Genomic DNA, 14,201 nt, shown 5'->3' with positions numbered 1-14,201 from the left:
CCCTACGAGCCGCGCGGCTTACTTGAAGTCTGCCGGCGGCGGCCAAACGTCGATGCTGAAGTATTTGCGGTCGATCTTGGCGTAGGTTCCATTGTCGCGCACCGCCTGGATAGCGGCGCTGAGCTTCGCCTTCAGCGCGGTGTCGTCGGGCCGAACACCGGCGCCGACGCCGTTGCCGAAGAGGGGGTCGTGCGGCAGCGTGGTCGTGACGAAGCCCTGCCCGGCCGGCGTTTTAGCGAAAGCGTCGGCCGCGATGCCGTCGCAGAGCATCGCATCGATGCGCCCGGAGGTAAGGTCGGCATTCACCTCCTCCTGCGTGTCGTAGGTCTTCACGGTGTTCGTCGGATAATACTTCTTCAGCCAATTGACGAAGATCGTGCCGATCTGCACGCCGATAACCTTGCCCTTCAGCCCCCCCTTCGCGACATCGAGGCCCTCCGCTTTCGGCGCCGTCACATCAACGGGCGTATCGTAATAGGGAATGGTGAAGGCGACGGTCTTCTCGCGTTCGGCGGTGATCGACATCGAGGTGAAGATCACATCGATTTTATGCGCGAGCAGCGCGGGAATGATGCCGTCCCAGGCGATTTCGCTGATCTTGCACTGCGCTTTCATTTGCTCGCAAAGCGCGCGGGCGAGGTCGGGTTCGAAACCTTCCCAAACTCCCGCCGGTGACTTGTACGAGAAGGGCGCATAGGGTTCGGCGGAGATGCCGAAGATGATGGGCGCGTCGGCGCGCGCCGGGATATGCGGCAGCACGGTGACGGCACTCGTCGCGAGGAGCGCGAGCAGCAGGCGTTTCATGGCGTTGATCCTCTCTGAGGTTAGGCGATCAGTGAGCAAGATGCGTGCCGATGAATTGTCGGCAGGCGGCGGTCTGCGGATTGCTGAACAGCTCGCGCGGCGGTCCCTCCTCCTCGATAACGCCGCCGCGCAAAAAGCAGACATGCGAGGCGACATCACGCGCGAAGCGCATCTCATGGGTGACGAGGATCATGGTGCGCCCTTCGTCAGCGAGACCGCGGATGACCTTGAGCACCTCGCCCACAAGTTCGGGATCAAGCGCCGAGGTCGGCTCGTCGAACAACAGCAGGCGCGGGCGGATGGCGAGCGCGCGCGCGATGGCGACGCGCTGTTGCTGGCCGCCGGAGAGAAAGCCGGGATAGACGTCCCGCTTCTCGGTCAGGCCGACGCGTTCCAGCAGGGACATGGCGTGTTCGGTCGCCTCGGCGCGCTTTTCGCCCATGACATGAATAGGCGCTTCCATGACGTTCTGCAGCACCGTGAGATGCGGCCAGAGGTTGAAGCTCTGGAACACCATGCCGACGCCACTGCGAATGCGCGCGAGCTGACGGCGGTCGGCGAGCATGGGGCGGTTGTGGCGATCGTGGCGGATCGCGACTTCCTCGCCGTTCACGACGAGCCGGCCGCCATTGGGCATCTCAAGCAGATTGAGGCAGCGCAGCAGCGTGCTTTTGCCCGAGCCACTGCCGCCGATAAGGGCGAGGACATCGCCCTGGCGGGCGGTCAAGGACACGCCCTTCAGAACCTCGACGGGCCCGAAGCTCTTCCTCAGACCGTCCACTTCGACAAGCTTTGGCAGCATTGCTGCCATGCTAGAACAAGCGAATGCGCTTGTTAAGCACTCGCTCAGGATCTCGGCGAAGATTTTGCGTTCGGGTTACGCGGATGTCGTTTCGTTGAACGGCGCGAGCCCTCTCGCCGCCACTCCGTCATGGCACGCCTTAGCGTGCCATGACGCTTACCCGCTTGTCCGTTGCCTCGCGGCCTTTAGCGGCGCCCCAATTCGCGATCTAACTCAGAAAACGACCGGCGCGTGTTCCAGCCCCAGGGCCTTGGCGACCGCGGCATGCGTGATCTTGCCCTCATGCACATTCAACCCGCCGGCGAAACCAACATCCGCCGCCAGCGCCTTGCGCCAGCCCAGATTGGCGAGCGCCAGCACATAAGGCAGCGTCGCGTGGCTCAGCGCATGGGTGGAGGTGCGGGCGACGCCGCCGGGCATATTGGCGACGCAGTAGTGAACGATGCCGTCCACCACATAGGTCGGGTCGTCATGCGTGGTGGGTTTGCTGGTCTCGAAGCAGCCGCCCTGGTCGATCGCGACATCGACGAGCACGGAGCCCGGCCGCATGCGGCCAAGATGGGCGCGGGTGACGAGCCGGGGCGCCGCCGCACCGGCAACGAGAACGGCGCCGATCACGAGATCGGCCTCCGTCACCGCCTTCTCGATCGCCTCGGTCGTCGAATAGGCGGTCTTGAGCCCGGGACCGAAGAGGTTGTCGAGTTCGGCGAGGCGCGGGAGATATTTGTCGAGGATGGTCACGTCAGCGCCGAGGCCGAGCGCCATCCGCGCGGCATTGGCTCCGACCACACCGCCGCCGAGCACCGCGACCTTGCCGGGCAGCACGCCGGGCACGCCGCCGAGCAGCACGCCCGAGCCGCCATAACTCTTTTGCAGCGAAACCGCGCCGACCTGGATCGACATGCGGCCCGCGATCTCGCTCATCGGCGCCAGCAGCGGCAGGCGCCCCTGCTTGTCGATGACGGTCTCATAGGCGATGGCGGTGACGCCGCTGGCCTGGAGCAGTGCAGTCTGGTGCGGGTCGGGTGCCAAATGGAGATAGGTGAAGAGGGTCTGGCCACGGCGCAGACGCTTGCATTCGACCTCCTGCGGCTCTTTCACCTTCACGATGAGATCGGCTTCGCGGAAGACCTCCTCGGCGGAGGGGGCGATGCGGGCGCCGGCGGCCTGGTACGCCGCGTCGTCATAGCCGATGCCGAGGCCGGCGCGGGTCTCGACGAGAACCTGGTGGCCGGAATCCACCAGCTCGCGTACGGCCGCCGGCACTAGGCCGACGCGGAATTCGTTGTTCTTGATTTCCCTGGGAACGCCGACAAGCATCTTGAGCTCCTGATTCCGACGCACGATTATATGCGATTATTGGCGCTATAACCCGTCAGTTCGTGCTTCTAAGCATCGAGCAGGTCGCGGAAATCTGAATTTTCTGCGAAAACGCGGCAGGAAGTTGCGAACCCATGGCAGACCTGATCGATGAGAAGATCCTGCGGGTGCTTCAGGCGGATGGCAGGATAAGCAATGCCCGCCTCGCCGAGGTCGTCGGGCTGTCGCCCTCAGCCTGCCTGCGGCGCCTGAGGCTGCTGGAACATTCCGGAGTCATTCGCGGTTACACTGCGCTGGTCGATACCGAGGCGCCGGAGCATCTCACCGTCTTCGCGGTTGAGATCATGCTCGAGCGGCAAACGGTCGAGTTCCTGTCGCGCTTCGAGGCGGCGGTGCGGAAATGCCCCGATATCCTCGAATGCTACCTCATGAGCGGCGATTACGATTACCTGGTCCGGGTCGAGGCGCGGGATCCGGCTGATTACGAGCGCGTTCATCGCGACCAGCTTTCGCGTCTGCCAGGCATCACCCGGATCCGGTCAAGCTTCGCGATCCGGCGCGTCGTTGGCGCTTCCTCGCGCGCACAGCCCTGGCCCCGCGAGATGCCCGAAGACTATTCGGCGGGCGAGGGTGCCACGGGCGGCCGCAAGGCGGTGGCGGCAGCGCGTGGGGCGAGGCGCTCGAAAAGCGACATCGCGTAATAGGTCGCCTTGAAGGCGAGCACGGGCAGGCGGGTGCCGCGCTCGCTGCCGAGATTGCCGGCGAGCATCGCAACCAGCCCGTCCCGCATGCGAAAGGCGTTGCGCGGCGCCATGAACATGGCGCGCAGAACCGGCCGGTTGATGCGGTAGATGAGCCAGCCGATGTGGTCCATGCCATGCCGCAGCTTGCGCTCCGCCCGCCGCGCCATCGCGCGGGCTGCTGCTGGATTTTCCAGATAGCGCGAGGCGACCTCCGCGCCGAGTTCGCCGCCGGTCATCGCGAACAGAACGCCACTTGAGAAAACTGGGTCGATGAAGGCGAAGGCGTCGCCGATGAGCAGGTGGTTGGCGCCGGTCGCGGCGGTGGCGCGGTAGGAGTAGTTGCCGGTGCCGAAGACCTCCGAAACGCGTTCCGCCTGCGCCATCCGGGCGTGCAGGGTCGGGCTCATGCGCAGCCGCTGCTCCAGGAAGGCGGCCATGTCGCCGTGCCGTTCCTTGAAGGCGGCCTGGGTGCCGACGAAGCCGATGCTTGTGATCCCGTCGGGCAGCGGAATGGTCCAGAACCAGCCGTCTTGCGTGAGGTGGACCGTGATGTAGCCCGCGCGCTCGGTACCTCTCGTTTCGACGCCGCGATAATGCGCATACGCGGCGGCGGTGTTGTTGCGCTTGCTCGATTCCTTGAGGCCGAGCTTGCCCGCGAGGAAAGTGTCGCGCCCTGAGGCGTCGAGCACGAATTTCGGCGCGAAGACCTGGGTCGCGCCGTCCTCGGTAAGGGCGGTCACCCGCGCGCGGCCGTCACCGCCTTCGGGTTCCATGGCCGTGACGCGCAGCCGCTCGATGCAGCGGGCGCCGCGCTTGCGGGCCTCGGAGAACAGCAGCGCGTCGAACTCGTCGCGGCGGACCTGGTAGGCGTGGCGCGCGCCGGGCAACGGCGACAGAGCGAAGGAGAAGGCGACCGCGCCGCCGGTGTCGTCATCGACGAATTCGGCGCCGGGTTTGAAGACGGCCATGGCGGCGATCTGCTCATGCAGGCCGAGCCGGTCGAAGATATCGAGGTTGCGCGGCAGGAGTGACTCGCCGATGTGGAAGCGCGGATGCGCCTCCTTCTCGACGAGCACGACGTCATGGCCCTTGGAGGCGAGCAGCGCGGCGGCGGTCGAACCGGCGGGGCCACCGCCGATCACCAGCACGTCACAGGCGTCGATTGCCGTCACTTGCGTCAGGCTGTCACTCACCGGCATCTGCTCCCGCTGCCGCTATCGTCTCTGGAAAGAGGATAGTGCCGCGTCCTTCGAGCAACAGTCTCCCATTTTGATCGCGAAGAGCGAAGCCATAGATGAGACCGCGCCTATCGGCCAATTCGATCCGCGCGGTGACACGCAATGCGCCGAGGGCTGGATCGTCGAGGCGTTCTACTTCTATGCGGCTGAGGTTGAGGCCGGAGAGGTAGCCGGTGGGCTGCGGCTCGCCGCCAGCCAGCAGCGCGCCATGGAGTGCCGCGGCCTGCAGCCCGTATTCGGCGCCGCAGATCGTGGCGAGGCGGCCTTGCCGTCGGAGGGGGTTGTTGGCCGATAGGTGCGAGGTCGCGCGGCAGTCGATTGTCTTGTCGGACCAGCCGGAAACCTCGTCGAGCAGGCACATGGCGCCGGCATGGGGTAGCAGCGCGCGGAGGGCGGCGCCCTCGATCACCGGCATGGCGAGACTTCGACCGTCACGCGGCCGTCCAGCATCGGCAGCGCGAAGCGGTCGGTCTGCTCCATCGCCAGGGACTCGAGGAGCCGCAGGGACATCGCGGCCGGATTATTCATTGCTAGCGCGGCGAGGCTCGGATCGCGAGGCGCGGCATCGGCGAAGGTTGCTGCCTCCGCCGCGTAGGTCACGTCGAGCGCGCCGAGGCAGGCATCCGGCCGCTCGGGCAGAAGAATGAAGGCGGCGGCGAAGATGACATCGCGGGCGGGTAGGTCGGGCAATGGCGGCGGCAGGGGCGCGTCGTAGAGGCAAAGCAGGACGGGCATCCGCTCGGCGATAGCCTCGGAGACTGCTTTGAGGAGGGCGATACCAAAGGTCGCGTCATAGCCGCCGAGGCAGGTCACGGGCTGAGCAGATCCGGCGGCGATCGACCAATAGCCCGCGACGGCGTTGTGCACCGAGTTGTGGAATTGCGTCGGCGAGAGCGGACGGTCGGGCTCGGCCAGTGTTTCCAGCAGCTTCAGGACGACCTGACCATCGCCATTGGCGCTTCCGAATACGCTGCGCACGCTGTCCAGAGGCAGCGCCGCGTGGTGCAGCGCTTCCTCGGCGACAGCGAGGGCAAGGCGGGTGACGAGACCGGCGCGGCGGCGTTCGTTAGGGGCGAGGAGCGCCGGCATGGGGATCGCGGTGGCGAGCGCATCACGCGGGCGCTCGCCGCGCAGCACACCCAGGCTATCGGTCCAACCGGCGAGGCCAGGGCCCTGAAGGCCGATACCGGCGATATAGGCGCGGCTCACGCGCGATGGCCGAAGACGAGGCTGCAATTGACGCCGCCGAAACCGAAGGCGTTGCTCATGACGTGGCGCAACGGGCGGTCTTCGTTGGCGGTCGTAACGCCCGAGCGAAAGCTGGAATCGAGTTCGGTTACGCCGAGACAGCCAGGGATGAAGCCATGGGTGAGGCAGAGCGTGGCGATCATCGCTTCCAGCACGCCGCAGGATCCCATCGTGTGGCCCGACCAGCCCTTGGTGGAACTGCAAGGCACGCCGGGGCCGAAAACTTCGGTCACGGCATGATCCTCGGCCGCGTCATTGGCGCGAGTGCCGGTGCCATGCAGGTTCACATAGTCGATCGCGTCGGCCGGAAGCGCGGCGGCGGCCAGGGCGCCGCGCATGGCGCCGATTGCTCCGGCACCGTCCGGACGAGGGGCCGAGATGTGGTAGCCGTCCGATGTCGCGCCGGCGCCGAGAAGCGTGATGCCGGCGTGTCCGCGTGAGGCTCGTTCCAGCAGCATAAAGCCGGAAGCCTCGCCGATCGAAATGCCATCGCGTGCCGCGTCGCAGGGGCGCGACGGGCCGGGAGAGATGAGTTCGAGCGCCGCGAAGCCGCGCAGCGTCATGCCGCAAAGGCTGTCGGCGCCGCCGACCACGGCCGCATCGCATGCGCCGCTCGCGATGAGATGGGCGGCGTCCATGAAGGCGCGGGCGCTGGAGGCGCAGGCCACCGAGACGGTCATCGCCGGACCGCGCAGCCCGAGCGCGGTGCGAACGAAACGCGCCAGGGCGAAGATGTCATGGGTGTGGACATAGTCGAAGCTGGCGGGAAGCGCGCCGGTGGCGGGGTCGCGATGCTGAAACGCCTGCTCGCAGGCGAGGATGCCGGAGGTGCTGGTCCCGACCACGACGGCGATCCGGGCAGGCCCAAGGCGTTCGCGCGCTTCGGCGACAGCTTCAGCGAAACCGTCCGCGCGGAGAGCCAGATCCGCGAGGCGATGGTTGCGGCAATCAAAGGCGGCGAGGGGCAGGGGCAGCGCATGTTCGTCGAGGCCGGCGACCTGGCCGACATAGCCAGCCGTCACGCCCGCGAAATCGCAGGGCGCGAGGCCGGTGCGGCGGTCACGCAGGGAGGCCAGGGTCGCCGCGGCGCCACGGCCGAGAGCGCTCACGATGGTACCGTGCGTGATGTCGAGCGGAAGCATGTCAGGCGCGTCTATCAGATGGCGTCCGTCCGGGTAATGCGCGCGGGACGCGGCCCGACGAAGAAAAACGCGAAAACGAGACTTGTGACCACGCCAATCGCCACTGTCTCGCCAATCATCCGCAGCAAGGGTGTCTGGCAGGTGTAGAGCAGGCCGAAGGTGAGCAGCGCCATGGCGTTGCAGGTGATGAGCGTCCGAAAGGTTCGCGACCGCTCCTCGCCATCGAGTTGGGTGCGGGCAAAGAACAGCGCGTAATCCAGCCCGACGCCGGCCACGAACTGCAGGGCGACGACATGGATCAGCGATAGGCGGATACCGAAGGCTGTCAGTAGTGCCACGGTCACCAGCAGCGAGGCGCCGATGGCGCCGATGACGCGGGCGACGCGCCAAAAGTCTCGCAGGCCGACGAGCAGAGCGATCAGGGCCGCGGCGGCGCCCGCACCAAGCCATGGCAACGCCTGCCGCGTATAGCCGGCGACGAGTCCGCGCATCTCCGCGCTCACGTCGAGAACGGTGATGTCGGGTTGGCCAGCGAAGGCGGCGACGAAGCGGGCGGAGGAGGTGACCGTGCGCGGCGCGATGATGCCGATCCAGGTTCCGTCGCGGTGAACGAGCAGCGCACCGAGCTGAGCGGCGAGCGCTGGGTTGATGATATCGGCCGGGCCGAGAGGTGTTGCGGCGCGGGCCGCTGCGACATCCGCCTTGAAGGGGTCGAAGGCTTGGGGCGTGAACGGCAGACCCTGCGCCGCCTCGGCAACACGGGCGGAGAGCGTCGCCGCATCGGGAAGCGCCTGCTGGCGGGCACGCTGAAGCGCGGCGCTCGGGAGAAGACTCGCGGCGTCTTGCGCGCCCTGGATGACGCCATCCCGGGTGAGGCGGTCAAGCGCCGGGCGCAGCGCTTCCTCTCGTTGCAGAACCGCCTCGGCCGTTGCGCCTTGGACAACGAGCACCTCGCCGACATCGGGCGCGCCCAGTTCAGCGCGCAGCTTGGCGTCGAGCGCGAGGCTGGCGGCGGGGACCGGGCTGAGGGCATTGAGGTCGTGCTGCCAGCGTGGGCCTCCGAGGAGGACTAGCCCCAGCGCCGCGACCGCAACCGGCAGCAGCGCCCACAGACGGCCATGGCGGAGGCGCTCAATGCCGTCCAGGCGGCGCGGGTCGCCGGCCCAGACCGGGGCAAGGTCGGCGGCGACGATCAGGCGCGGCAGGATGAACCGCGTCGCCGCGGCAGCCGTGAGGACCCCAGCGATGGAGAAGACGCCGAGCTGGGCGAGGCCCGGGAAACGCGCGAAGGCCATGCCGCTGAGCCCAAGCGCCGCCGTCGCGACCGCCAGCGTGAAAGCGCGGCCGATCCGCGCCCAGGTGCCCGCTGGAGCCTCGCCGCGTTTGCGATGGCCAATGAGGAGCACGGGGTAGTCGACCGTGACCCCCAGCATCGTCATGCCGAAGCCGAGCGTGATGCCGTGCAGGAAGCCAAACACGAGCTGCACGGCGAGCGCCGCGACGGCGGTGCTCAGGACCAAGGGCACGGCGATGGCAGCGATCACGAGCGGATTGCGAAAGCGCCAGACGAGCAATCCGGCGACCAGCAGCGCGGACATAACGGACAGCCGTATGACATCGGCCCGGATGGCATGGGCGGCATCTCGGGCGAAGACGGCGGGTCCCGAGACGAGAAGGCGCAGTCCGGACGTTCCTTGGCGTGCCGTGTCGAAAGCTTGGTCGATGGCGTGGAGCGCCGCGTCCTGCACGGCGAGCGAGGAGCTGTCGCCACGCAGGCGGGCGACGAGCAGCGCGCGGTTTTGGTCGGGCGCGAACCAGACGCCATCCCGGATCGCCGCGTGCTGGCTGCCTCCGGCGAGGCTCAGCAACGCGGGGAAGGCGCCGGTCGGGTCGGGCAGGCCGAATTGCTGGACCAGCGGCGAGGCGGAGGATTGCAGTTCGTCCAGAAGGTTCTGGAAATCCTGACGCAGGGCTGGAACCTCGAAAGCGGCTGCGGTGGTGGCGGGTGACAGCAGGTAGCGGCTGCGAAATAACCGTTGCTGATCCGCCTCGCTCACCAGGTCGCGGCCATTATCGGCAAAGGTGAAAAGCCCCCTTCGGCGCAACGTCTCGGTCATCCGGTCGCTGGTCGCGGCAAGCGCGGCGGGTGGCGCGCTCTCCAGGCCGATCAGCACCAAGCTGGCGGCGACACCCGATTGCACCTCCTGCAGCATGAACCGGGTCGTCGCGGTGCGGCCGGTGGGGAGTAGCGCCGAGATGTCGCTGCGAAGCCGCACGTGCGTGAAGATCGCGGCGGCGAACAAAGCGCTGGCGATCAGCGCGAGCAGTAGTGGCCAGGGACGGGAGCGGGCGGGCAGCGGGGGAATCCTACTCGATCGTTCGGATCGTTAGCAGATCCTCGTCGCCATTGGCCTGGGTGGTTCGGATGCGCTGCACGTCGATGCCGCGTCCAGCAACCTCGATCACCTTGATCCGCTTGGCCATGCGCGGGTCGGTTGGGATCATGGTGAGTTGCCAGGCGGAGCGGTCGCCCTGCTGGGTGATGGTGTAGTAGCGCTCCAGGGTGGCGAGATCGCCGGCGATGGTGCCTCGGATGGTGTCGACCATGGCCTGCACTATCGGATGTTCGCTGAGATCGATCTGGCGCGCCGGGGCGCTGCCGGATTGGATGATGAGCGTCTCGCCGCTGACGATGAGGCGCTCGGGCTTCGGGGAGAGCGTGATTTTCTCGAGATAGGACGGCCGGCGGTAGAGCAGCTGGCCCCGGCTGACGAGCGGCGTCGTGAGGCTCGAGAGCCGCTTCTCCTCGGTGAAATCGGCCCGCCGGTCTGGCATGGCGGCGAGATCGGCCATGATGCCGGCGAGCGGCGGCACCGAACTGGCACGGCTGACGCAGGGTGCGCAGGCTAACAGAAGGGCGAACACCGGCAGGCTGCGGCGGCGGAAGTGGAGCGCGCCTGCACTCATGCGGAAGGGTCTTTCCAGAAGGGGAAGAAGTTGAACCAGTTGAAGGGTGCCGCGCGGCATTGCGCCGCCAGGCTCGCACTGTAGCGCGAAACCAGCGCCGCCAGATCATCTCGCCGGGTGGCGCGGCCGAGCGTGATGGTTGCGGCGAAATGCTCGAACCGCACGACGTAGCGGCGGGGACCCAGGCGGATGCCGTAGAACAGCACGACCGGAGCCCCCAACACTGCCGCGAGGATAAAGGGGCCGGTGGGGAAATCGGCACGGCCGCCGAGGAAATCGACCGTGGCGATGCGGTCCGGTCTGGCATCCGGGTCGCGGTCGGCGAGGAAGCTGACGATTTCGCCGCGCGCGAGATTCTCTTGGACTCGCAGCATAGCATCGGGGCTGCCGATGGTGATGACGTCCCGCCAGAGGTCGGGATCGAGGGTCTCCATCAGACGGCTCATCGGGCTGCCGGGGCGACGATACATCACTGCGCTCACCCGCACCGGCGAGGTTCGGCCGAAATCGCGCAGCACGTCGAAGCTGCCGAGATGGGAGCCGAGCAGGATGCAGCCTTTGCCGCGACTGAGGAGCGCGGTTAGTGCGTCGAGGCCCTCGACGGAGATTGCGAAGCGTTCGGTGCGGCCGGAGAGCAGGAAGGCGCGGTCGAGGGTGACTGAGGCGAAGGTGAAGATGTGCCGCAGCACGTCGCTCGCGCGGGCGGGGCGGCCGAGGACGCGGCGGAGATAGTCGCGGGAGGCGGCGCGGGGACCCGATGCGGTCACGTAATAATATAGTGTAATCGGGTAGAGCAGCAGCCGGCCGATCCGCCAGCCGCAGGTCAGCGTCAGCCAGCAGGTCAGGCGCAGCAGATGGGCGCTGCCGCGTTCACGCTCTGTCGTCCAGCTCACGTAGGCGGGTCCAGCCGCAGGCTGCCGCTCATCACGGTTCGGCCATTGCGCAGAGCGGAAAAGCCGAGTGGGCCGGGCGCTTGCGTAGTAAGCGAAACCTCGATCGTCTCGCCCGCTTTCACTACGGCGGTGAACTTCACTCGCAGGCCGCGCGCGCTGCCGCCCGTGTGGGATCGGATCAGCGAGAGCGCCTGGTCCAGCAGCACGACGCCCGGCACGATCGGGTTGCCGGGGAAGTGGCCGGGGAGAGCCGGGTGATCAGCGGCGATGGTGAACTGGCCGAGCCTTACCGGCGGATCGCTCACGTCGCGTTGCCCGAGGTCTCCGCCAGCAGGTCGAGCAGCGCCTGGCGCGGCAGCTTGCCCATCGGCGTGCGCGGCAAAGCCGGCAGGTGGATGAGCCGGCGCGGCAGGAAGACGGGATCGACCGACTGCCGGAGCTCCATGAGGATCTCGGCGCTGGCGCGGGTGGGCGCGACAACGAAAGCGATCAGGCGGGCGGCATCGTTGCGGTCGAGATCATCGGGGGCGAGGAAAACGCCGTCCTCCACGCCCTCGATGCTCGTCAGGATCCGGCCGAGGCCAGCGAGTGAAGCGCGGCGGCCGCCAAGCTTCACAAGGTCACTGCTGCGGCCCATCAAGCGGAAGCGGCGACCATCCGCCTCCAATTCGATCACATCGTTGAGGCGACGCGGCTCGGCGCCGGGTGCCGTGATCAGCGGAGACTCTTCGGTGCCCCCTAGCGTGACGCTGGGATAGAGCGTCCAGAGCGGCCCCGCCGTGGTGCGCCGGCTGGCGATGGAGCCGACTTCCGAGGCGCCGAAAATCTCCTCGACGATACTGCCAAAGGCAGTCTCGGCGGCGGCGGCGGTTTCGGGGTCGAGCGGCGCGGTGGCCGAGATGATGCGCTCCGGCGGGCGCTGCGGAGGATCCAGCCGTAGGATCGCGCGGAGCTGGAGCGGCGTGGTGACCAGGATGCGCGGACCCGGCACGGCGTCCAGCGCGGCGCGGATGTCGGCGGGGTAGAAGACGGGACCGCACCAGCTGGAAACGGGCGCGTGCAACGGCAGCAGCACGGTGGTCTCGCAGCCGTACATGTGCTGCGGTGGCACGGTGCCGATGACGGCGGAGGGCGCCGCTTCGGTCAGCGCGAATTGCACGCCAGCGGCGCGGCTGCGGGCGACGAGTTCCCCCCAGCGCTTCGCGGTGCCCGAGGGCTCGCCGGTGCTGCCGGAGGTGAAGACGATCATCGCGGATTGCTCGGCGGGGATGGCCGGGATTGGCGCGTTTTCGTGCGTGGCGGGGCGGGGGCCGATCATCACATGCGGCAAGGGACTGGCCAGGGCTGGATCGTCCGAGATGGAGACCAGGCCGGGATAACTCTCGGCAAAGGCGGCGAGGCGGGCGGGGGACTGGTCGCCGCTCAGTAGACTCACCGCGCCCCGGCTGAGGGCGGCGAGGAAGGCGACGACGAACCAGTAGCGTTGCTGGCAGCAATTCGCGACCGTCACGCCCTCCGGCAACATCGCCGCGACGCGCGCGACATCGGCGAGCAGCGTGGGCGGCCGCACTTCCCAGCCGGGCCCCTGGAACAGGACGGCATCGGTCGGACGCTCAATGAGGGGGATCACGGTGGGGCTAAGCGGATCAAGCGACGGCTATCGCGTGCGCCGCTCCGTCACATGCCGGGCGAGGCTGCGCAGGCTGGCGAAGATTTCGCCATTTCGCTCGTCATCCGCCTTAAGTTCGACGCCATATTCCGTGGAGACGGCCAGCGAGAGTTCGAGCGCATCGATGGAATCCAATCCGAGGCCCTCGCGGAACATCGGTTCGGTCGGGACGATCTGCTCGGGCGTGATTTCGAGTTGCAGCGTCGTGACGATGAGCCGCGCCAGTTCCTGCTCCATTTCGGTCTGTCCGGCCGCGATCCCGGTCGTGGATGCCGTCGGCTCCTCGTTGGTCTGGCTGGCGATCGAGGAGGGCAGGGTCACGAAGGTTTCTCATTGTTTATAGGACTATGGCAGCCCTACAACGAACCGAACGGGCGCCGCAACGCTTCCATTCCAGGCTAGAGGTTTTGCGCCGAATGATCCGATGTCTACCGAGCTGAGGCGGTCTCGCGGCAGGACATTGACGCCGCGAATCCTGGCGGCTGCGCTCACCATTCTTGTTATCGGCTGCGCAGTGACCCTGCTGATCGCGACCGTCTCGGCGAGACTGCATCGCCTGCCGCGCGAGGCGCGCTGGGGCATGGTGAGCGTGACGGCGGTGTCCCACGCCGCGATCTATCTTGGGCTGACGCTGCTCTTTGGCCGCTCCCTGGTGAAAGGCCAGACGCCGCTCGTCACGTTGATGGCGGAGCAGGTGCAGGGCCCGCTCACGCCGCGCATCAGGCGCTATACGCGGCGGGTGACCATGGTCTGGACGCTGTTCGGCCTTGGCCAGGTCATTGGGTCCGGGCTGTTGCTCGCCTTTGCGCCGCTGCGGCTTTGGTCCCTTTTCGTCAATGGTCTCGATCTCCCCTTGGTGCTGCTGCTGTTCGTCGGTGAATACGCCTACCGCCGTTGGCGCTACCCGGCGAATGAGGTGGCCACGCTGGCGGATAGCATCCGGGTGACGCGGGCGCGGATTTTGAAATGAGGCGGCCGCTCGCCGCATGGGCATCGCTTTCGACGGCATTGCGGCTGACAGTCGCCGTCCATGTTCTGGCGCTGATCGCCTGGCCGCTCGGCATAATCGCACCGGGATGGCTGCTCGGCGCCGTGGTGCTCAACCATGGCGTTCTGCTGGTCGGCATGAGGCCCGGCAGCCGGTTGCTTGGTCCCGATATGCGGCGGCTGCCGCCAGCGAGCGCGCTGCGGGGCGAGGTGGCGCTGACCTTCGACGACGGGCCGGATCCGGAGGTCACGCCGCGCGTGCTCGATCTGCTCGACGCGGCCGGGGCGCGAGCGAGCTTCTTCTGCATCGGCGCGGCGGCGCGTGCCCATCCGGCGCTGGTGCGGGAGATCGTGCGGCGCGGCCATAGCGTGGAGAACCATACGGAGA

The 14,201-nt window shown here is 67.5% G+C and carries 15 protein-coding genes and 1 pseudogene; 3 read left to right on the top strand and 13 right to left on the bottom strand.

Annotation, left to right across the window (positions count from 1 at the left end):
- Window positions 1–18 precede the first annotated feature (18 nt).
- From GSQ83_RS11060 to ald, 3 genes are all read right to left on the bottom strand, one after another.
- Entirely contained in the window at window positions 19–804 is a 786-nt protein-coding gene (locus GSQ83_RS11060) for a transporter substrate-binding domain-containing protein (RefSeq protein WP_158802942.1), read from the bottom strand.
- A gap of 28 nt (window positions 805–832) precedes the next feature.
- Window positions 833–1,606: an ABC transporter ATP-binding protein gene (locus GSQ83_RS11055; protein WP_305782224.1), complete on the bottom strand. Its 774-nt coding sequence runs from the start codon at window positions 1,604–1,606 to the stop codon at window positions 833–835.
- Between the two features lie 213 nt (window positions 1,607–1,819).
- Window positions 1,820–2,926 (bottom strand): alanine dehydrogenase, encoded by a 1,107-nt coding sequence (gene ald / locus GSQ83_RS11050; RefSeq protein ID WP_158802940.1) that lies wholly within the window; start codon window positions 2,924–2,926, stop codon window positions 1,820–1,822.
- A gap of 134 nt (window positions 2,927–3,060) precedes the next feature.
- Between ald and GSQ83_RS11045 the strand changes: the two are divergent.
- Window positions 3,061–3,492 (top strand): annotated as a pseudogene (locus tag GSQ83_RS11045) (Lrp/AsnC family transcriptional regulator); the annotation flags it as partial.
- Window positions 3,493–3,539: 47 nt separating this feature from the next.
- Here GSQ83_RS11045 and GSQ83_RS11040 read toward each other — a convergent pair.
- From GSQ83_RS11040 to GSQ83_RS10995, 10 genes are all read right to left on the bottom strand, one after another.
- The gene (locus tag GSQ83_RS11040; protein ID WP_254065619.1) at window positions 3,540–4,862 is read right to left on the bottom strand and encodes an NAD(P)/FAD-dependent oxidoreductase; all 1,323 of its coding nucleotides are present in this window, start codon (window positions 4,860–4,862) and stop codon (window positions 3,540–3,542) included.
- Entirely contained in the window at window positions 4,855–5,322 is a 468-nt protein-coding gene (locus tag GSQ83_RS11035; RefSeq protein WP_158802937.1) for a hypothetical protein, read from the bottom strand. Before GSQ83_RS11035 ends, GSQ83_RS11040 begins: the two co-directional genes overlap by 8 nt.
- The gene (locus GSQ83_RS11030; RefSeq protein ID WP_158802936.1) at window positions 5,313–6,116 is read right to left on the bottom strand and encodes a beta-ketoacyl synthase chain length factor; all 804 of its coding nucleotides are present in this window, start codon (window positions 6,114–6,116) and stop codon (window positions 5,313–5,315) included. The genes GSQ83_RS11035 and GSQ83_RS11030 overlap by 10 nt, the downstream gene beginning before the upstream one ends.
- Window positions 6,113–7,297 (bottom strand): beta-ketoacyl-ACP synthase, encoded by a 1,185-nt coding sequence (locus GSQ83_RS11025; RefSeq protein WP_158802935.1) that lies wholly within the window; start codon window positions 7,295–7,297, stop codon window positions 6,113–6,115. The genes GSQ83_RS11030 and GSQ83_RS11025 overlap by 4 nt, the downstream gene beginning before the upstream one ends.
- A gap of 14 nt (window positions 7,298–7,311) precedes the next feature.
- On the bottom strand, window positions 7,312–9,600 hold the full coding sequence (locus GSQ83_RS11020; RefSeq protein ID WP_158802934.1) for an MMPL family transporter: 2,289 nt from the start codon (window positions 9,598–9,600) through the stop codon (window positions 7,312–7,314).
- Window positions 9,601–9,664: 64 nt separating this feature from the next.
- Window positions 9,665–10,264, bottom strand: coding sequence for a LolA-related protein (locus GSQ83_RS11015; protein WP_158802933.1), 600 nt, complete (start codon window positions 10,262–10,264; stop codon window positions 9,665–9,667).
- The gene (locus GSQ83_RS11010) at window positions 10,261–11,157 is read right to left on the bottom strand and encodes a lipid A biosynthesis acyltransferase (protein WP_158802932.1); all 897 of its coding nucleotides are present in this window, start codon (window positions 11,155–11,157) and stop codon (window positions 10,261–10,263) included. Before GSQ83_RS11010 ends, GSQ83_RS11015 begins: the two co-directional genes overlap by 4 nt.
- On the bottom strand, window positions 11,154–11,462 hold the full coding sequence (locus tag GSQ83_RS11005) for a hypothetical protein (RefSeq protein ID WP_158802931.1): 309 nt from the start codon (window positions 11,460–11,462) through the stop codon (window positions 11,154–11,156). Before GSQ83_RS11005 ends, GSQ83_RS11010 begins: the two co-directional genes overlap by 4 nt.
- Entirely contained in the window at window positions 11,459–12,787 is a 1,329-nt protein-coding gene (locus tag GSQ83_RS11000) for an AMP-binding protein (protein WP_158802930.1), read from the bottom strand. The genes GSQ83_RS11005 and GSQ83_RS11000 overlap by 4 nt, the downstream gene beginning before the upstream one ends.
- A gap of 27 nt (window positions 12,788–12,814) precedes the next feature.
- Window positions 12,815–13,147: a phosphopantetheine-binding protein gene (locus tag GSQ83_RS10995; protein WP_305782223.1), complete on the bottom strand. Its 333-nt coding sequence runs from the start codon at window positions 13,145–13,147 to the stop codon at window positions 12,815–12,817.
- A gap of 139 nt (window positions 13,148–13,286) precedes the next feature.
- Between GSQ83_RS10995 and GSQ83_RS10990 the strand changes: the two genes are divergently transcribed.
- Together GSQ83_RS10990 and GSQ83_RS10985 are read left to right on the top strand one after the other, a co-directional pair.
- Window positions 13,287–13,796, top strand: coding sequence for a hypothetical protein (locus GSQ83_RS10990; protein ID WP_158802929.1), 510 nt, complete (start codon window positions 13,287–13,289; stop codon window positions 13,794–13,796).
- Window positions 13,793–14,201 (top strand): polysaccharide deacetylase family protein (locus GSQ83_RS10985; RefSeq protein WP_158802928.1); only part of this gene is annotated, 409 nt, incomplete at its 3' end. The genes GSQ83_RS10990 and GSQ83_RS10985, both read left to right, overlap by 4 nt.

Origin of the sequence: Acidisoma sp. L85, from assembly GCF_009765865.1 — a bacterium.
Classification (GTDB): domain Bacteria; phylum Pseudomonadota; class Alphaproteobacteria; order Acetobacterales; family Acetobacteraceae; genus Acidisoma.
Note: the sequence above shows the minus strand (reverse complement) of the source record. Positions and strands in the feature narration are given on the sequence as shown.

What these genes read in the sequence shown, in the direction of transcription:
- GSQ83_RS11025 (WP_158802935.1), bottom strand. Translation starts at nt 7,297, where the DNA reads ATGCTTCCGCTCGACATCACGCACGGTACCATCGTGAGCGCTCTCGGC.
- GSQ83_RS11015 (WP_158802933.1), bottom strand. Translation starts at nt 10,264, where the DNA reads ATGAGTGCAGGCGCGCTCCACTTCCGCCGCCGCAGCCTGCCGGTGTTC.
- GSQ83_RS11060 (WP_158802942.1), bottom strand. Translation starts at nt 804, where the DNA reads ATGAAACGCCTGCTGCTCGCGCTCCTCGCGACGAGTGCCGTCACCGTG.
- GSQ83_RS11035 (WP_158802937.1), bottom strand. Translation starts at nt 5,322, where the DNA reads ATGCCGGTGATCGAGGGCGCCGCCCTCCGCGCGCTGCTACCCCATGCC.
- GSQ83_RS11055 (WP_305782224.1), bottom strand. Translation starts at nt 1,606, where the DNA reads ATGCTGCCAAAGCTTGTCGAAGTGGACGGTCTGAGGAAGAGCTTCGGG.
- ald (WP_158802940.1), bottom strand. Translation starts at nt 2,926, where the DNA reads ATGCTTGTCGGCGTTCCCAGGGAAATCAAGAACAACGAATTCCGCGTC.